At 72.6% G+C, this 4,121-nt stretch carries 3 protein-coding genes; all 3 read right to left on the reverse strand.

Annotation, left to right across the window (positions count from 1 at the left end; translation table 11 throughout):
• The coding region (locus AOJ26_RS34515; RefSeq protein ID WP_234358743.1) for an ABC transporter ATP-binding protein at nucleotides 1-1,170 on the reverse strand (1,170 nt) is incomplete at its 3' end.
• A gap of 40 nt (nucleotides 1,171-1,210) precedes the next feature.
• Complete coding sequence (locus AOJ26_RS34520) at nucleotides 1,211-1,969, reverse strand: NUDIX hydrolase (RefSeq protein WP_053852313.1); 759 nt, start codon at nucleotides 1,967-1,969, stop codon at nucleotides 1,211-1,213.
• A 164-nt stretch (nucleotides 1,970-2,133) separates the two neighbouring features.
• Entirely contained in the window at nucleotides 2,134-4,083 is a 1,950-nt protein-coding gene (locus AOJ26_RS34525; protein WP_078960140.1) for a glycogen debranching N-terminal domain-containing protein, read from the reverse strand.
• Nucleotides 4,084-4,121: the final 38 nt, after the last annotated feature.

Genomic DNA, 4,121 nt, shown 5'->3' on the forward strand with positions numbered 1-4,121 from the left:
GGGTAGGGGGGCGGGGGGCCTGGAGACGGGACTCGAAGGGGTGGCATCCCTTCCCACTGTCGAGCCACTGCGGCCGCCCGGACTGCCGTGCCCCGCCTGGTCGCCGTGCGCGCCCCGCTCGTCAGGCATCGCCCCGTCATCGTGCGTGTGCGAGCCGCTCTGCCAGGGGAGGCCGTCGTGCGCATGGCCGCCCTGTGCCGCTTTCCCGGCACTCCCGGCAGTCCCCTTGCCCATGGCGGCCGGTCGCGCGTCCTGGGACGCATCGGCGCCCTCCCCGGGCAACGGTCCCGCACCAGGCCCCATGTCTCCGACCTCGTCGGCGAGTTGGTGGACCAGGACGCCGTGGCGGAAGGCCGTCTCGCCGACCTCGGCGCACGTACTGCCGTACACGAAAAGGCGGTTGCCGTCCTCCCGGACGACTTCGACGGAGCGCCGAGCCGTGCGCGCCTCCTTGGCGAGCAGGGCGGCGAGGCGGACGGCATGAGGGGTACGGACAGCGACGCGGGGCCGGAGCCTGGTGCGGGCGAACTCCGTGGCGGCCTGGTCGGCGACGAGTCTGCCTCGCTCGAGCGTGATGACGTGGTCCGCGGTGCGCGCGGCCTCTTTGGGCTCGGACGTGGTGAACAGGACGGTGCCGCCCTGGCTGGCGTGCGCTCGCAGCATGCCGTGCAGCCACTGGCTCTCGCGCGGGGACAGCCCGTCTGCGGGGTCGTCCAGCACGAGGGTGTGCGGGTCGGACAACAGGACGCAGGCCAGGCCGAGGCGGCGGTCCATGCCACGTGACAGGGTGCCGAGCCGCTCGTCGCGCAGGCTGACCAGGCCCACCGCTTCGAGTACTTCGTCGGCACGCCGCACCGATACGCCTGCGGCGGCGCACAGCATGCGCAGATGACCGCGGACCGTGCGCGCGGGATGGCCGGGCACCTCGCCCATGAGTACGCCGACCTCGCGCGAGGGGTGCGCGATGCGACGCAGCGGGCGGCCTCTGAAGTAGGTGAGCCCTCGCCCCTGTTGGAGTTCGAGCATCAGTCTGAGCGCTGTCGTCTTGCCCGCGCCCGTCGCTCCGAGGAGCGCGGTGACGCGGCCCGAACGGGCTTCGAAGGACACGTCGTCGACCGCGGGCGGAAAGTCCTTGCGGGAATTGCTGGTCAGTCCGAACGCCTGGATCACCCGTAGCAAGATAGCGCGTTATGTCCGGTTTTCGGGGCTGTCACACTTCGGGGCGCAACATCGGAGGGTTGAGAAGAGTGGCGCCGCCGGCCCGGAAGAGCTGAGCGGGGCGGCCGCCCTGGCGTGTGGTCGTGCCGCCGGTGGGGACCAGGAAGCCCGGTGTGCCCGTCACCTTGCGGTGGAAGTTGCGTGGGTCCAGCGCAACGCCCCACACCGCTTCGTAGACCCGGCGCAGCTCGCCGACGGTGAACTCGGGCGGGCAGAACGCGGTGGCCAGCGACGAGTACTCGATCTTCGAACGTGCGCGCTCCACTCCGTCCGACAGGATCTGCGCGTGGTCGAAGGCGAGCGGCGCGACCGGCTCGCCGTCCCGGCCGTAGCCGCCCTGCTGCAACAGCTCTTCGACGGGCGCCCACCGGGCATTGCTGGCGTCTCCCCCAGCCCGGGGAGCGGGCAGGTCGGGGGCGAGGGCGAGGTGGGCGACGCTCACCACGCGCATCCGGGGATCACGCTTGGGATCTCCGTAGGTCGCAAGCTGCTCCAGGTGTGCTCCGTTGTCCTGGACGGGGACGGACGGGTCGTGGGCACGCAGTCCCGTCTCCTCGGCCAGTTCACGGGCAGCGGCCTGCGCCAGGTCCTCATCAGCCCGTACGAAACCGCCGGGAAGCGCCCAGCGCCCCTGGAACGGCGGCTCGCCCCTGCGTACCGCGAGCGCACACAGGGCGTGACGGCGCACGGTCAGTACGACCAGGTCCACGGTGACGGCGAAGGGCGGAAAGGCTGACGGGTCGTAGGGCATGCGGCGATCATAGTCGTCTGCCTGACGATAAACACTCCATTCCCCAGTCGCATCAAGGGCTGTGCCGCTGCCACCTGAACAGGTTCCGCCTTCCCGTGCCTGCCGCTGCCGGGAGAGGTGTCGTGCCGGTGTCGAGCGAGGTGTCGTACCGGTGTCGGGCGAGGTCAGGCGCCCAGTTGCAGTCCCTCGGCGGCCTCCTCGACCATGGCGAGCCCGAGTCTGCTGACCCGTACCGAGAACGGGGCCCCGGCGATCCTCAGTCCGGTCAGACCGATCTCGCCCAGGGGCGCGCTGCGCACGGGGCGCAGTGTGACCGTCCCCGCCGGGACGTCCGGACGGATTCCCGCGAGGGAACTCAGGAGCAGCACTCCGGCGGCCGCCGCCGTCGCCGCCGGACGACAGGCCGCCGGGTGGGGAAGAGGAGCACTCCCGTCGGTGCGCTGCTCACCCCCGTACATCTCGGGGAGCCGGTGACCGAAGGCCTCGGCCGCGGCCAGCAGACCACGCAGGAGCGAGCCGGCCTCCTTCTCGTACCCGGCGGCGGCGAGGCCCGCGACGCCGATCGCCGTCTCCTGGACTCTCACGGCACCGGTGCGATGCCCGAACGGGTTGTAGCCGGTCTCCTTCGTGCCGAGTCCGCGCAGCCCCCAGCCCGAGTCCATGGCCGGGCTTCCGAGCAGCCGTGCGAGTTGCTCGATCTGCACCCTGTCGAGCAGGCACGGTGCCTGTTCGCCTCCGCCCAGCAGTCCGGTGTCCAGGAGATGGACAGAGACGGCACCCAGATGCGGCACGAGGCGTCCGTCGGGAGCTCTCGCTGCCGCCGGCCGGCCGCCGCTGCGGTCGTCGATCCAGAAGTCCTCGCGGAAGGCCGTGCGCAGTTCGCGGGCCCACTGCCGCAACGCGGCCCCGCCAGGTCTGTCGAACGCGTCGAGCAGGTCGGCGCCGAGGACGGCCGCGCGATGCGCATGTGCCTGTGTCTCGCAGCGGACGGGGCCGCCGGGCTGCGGGTCGCGGAGGTACGTGCCTTCCCCCACGGCTGCCCGCAGCCAGCGCAGGCACCGTTCGGCCGCCGGGAGCAGCTCTTCCGTCTCCTGCGGCGAGAGCCCCCACCGGAACGCCTCGGCGAGGAGGGCGGGGAAGAGCAGGGTTGCCTCGGTGCCCGTACAAACGGCTGGAAGTTGCGCTCCTGCGTCCCGACGCGGCCCTGGGATCATGCCGGACTGGGCTGTCTGTCCGCGGAGTTGGGTGCGCGCGAGGGTGCGAAGCGTCCCGGCGGCGAGGCGGGTGCCGAGCGGCAGTGCCATACGGGCCGCGACGAGCGCGTCGGCCGGGGCAAGGCCGCAGCGCCACGGGGCTCCGGCCGCGAGGTGGGTGTCGGTGGGGTGTGCCGGGTCGCGCAGCAGCAGGGACTGGAGATCGTCGATGCTCGTGTGCAGGAGCGGCTGAACGGCGGCGTGGTCTCCTGTCGCGCGGGCGGACGCCAGCGGGCTGGTCGCCGCGCGCCCCAGACCCCGGACGGAGCCCGTGCCCTCCGGACGCACGCGCAGTTCCAGGCCGACGGTGCCGCCTGGAGGCAGGTCGAACTCCCAGCAGAGCAGGCCGGCGGACGCGAGCGCGTCGGTGGGTGGCGGGTCGGCCGTGACCGACGCTCCGCCGGCCGAGCAGGACCAGCGCAGCCCGGAGTCGTGGACGATCGCGGGCAGCTCCGGCCCTGCTCGGCCCGACGCGATCGCACCCAGGTCCGCCAGGTCCGTACCGAGGGCCACCTCCACAGGCAGGCGCAGTGATCGAGCGGCGGCGCTGTGCAGCATGATGCGTTCGGTCCCGTCCGCGTGGCGGGTGCGCTCCACGACTACGTCAGGGTCCGGGCCTCCCCCTTGGGAGACCCGAGCGGTGGCCACGAAGCGTGCGCGATCCGCCGCGGTCGGCCGGGCCTGGACCCCGAGTGGCTCCCGGCCGGCGACACGGATCTGACAGCGGGAGAGCACACGTCTGCCTGCGCGGTAGAAGCCCTCCAGCCCCCGTCCCGTCAACTGCCCCTGTTCCGTGGAGATGGCGAGGCCCGGAAGCGCCACGCAGATGATGACGGAGTGGGCCGGGGGGAGTTCGGCCAACCCCCTGGGAGCCGAGAAGGTGTTCTGTGGGGGCGGGC

The organism is Streptomyces sp. NRRL B-24085 (assembly GCF_001282115.1).
Taxonomy (GTDB): Bacteria; Actinomycetota; Actinomycetes; order Streptomycetales; family Streptomycetaceae; genus Streptomyces.

Excerpts from the sequence above, each read along its gene's own strand:
- AOJ26_RS34520 (WP_053852313.1), bottom strand. The coding sequence starts at position 1,969 with ATGCCCTACGACCCGTCAGCCTTTCCGCCCTTCGCCGTCACCGTGGAC.